Source organism: Streptomyces sp. NPDC031100 (assembly GCF_055570785.1).
Genome location: NZ_JBVIGN010000005.1, coordinates 501366 through 501898, shown reverse-complemented (window position 1 = coordinate 501898; position 533 = coordinate 501366). Strand labels below are relative to the sequence as shown.

Below are 533 nucleotides of genomic sequence, written 5' to 3'. Positions count from 1 at the left end.
ACGCCCGGTTACATTCCGAACCCGGAAGCTAAGCCTCACAGCGCCGATGGTACTGCAGGGGGGACCCTGTGGGAGAGTAGGACGCCGCCGAACAATCTTTGGAGGACCCCTGGTCCCAGCGTTCAGCTGGGACCAGGGGTCCTTTTGTTTTTACAATGCTTGCGGTACCGAAGACAGGAGTCACCGATGTCCACCAACTCTCCCGACGACCGACCGGAACGCGACCAGCGGCGACGGGACAGTGGTGACCGCGCCGATCGTGGCGGCTACCGCGGGGACCGTGGTGGCTTCCGTCGCGACAACGACCGTGGCGACCGCGGCGGTTACGGCCGGCGAGACGACAACCGCGGTGGCGGTTACGGTGACCGCGGTGACCGCAGTGACCGGGGCGGTTTCCGGCGTGATGACCGTCGTGACGACCGGGACCGTGGCGACCGGGACCGTGGCGATCGTGGTGGTTACGGCCGTCGTGATGACAGCCGCGGTGGTGGCTACGGCGATCGCGGTGACCGTGGCGGTTATGGGCGTCGTGA

Annotated in this window: 1 rRNA gene and 1 pseudogene; one reads left to right on the top strand and one right to left on the bottom strand. The window is 66.8% G+C overall.

Features of this window, described 5'->3' with window-relative positions:
* A 5S ribosomal RNA gene (gene rrf, locus ACZ5DS_RS18145) occupies positions 1-93 on the top strand; the annotation flags it as partial.
* Positions 94-180: 87 nt separating this feature from the next.
* Here rrf and ACZ5DS_RS18140 read toward each other — a convergent pair.
* Positions 181-533, bottom strand: a pseudogene (locus ACZ5DS_RS18140) (hypothetical protein); the annotation flags it as partial.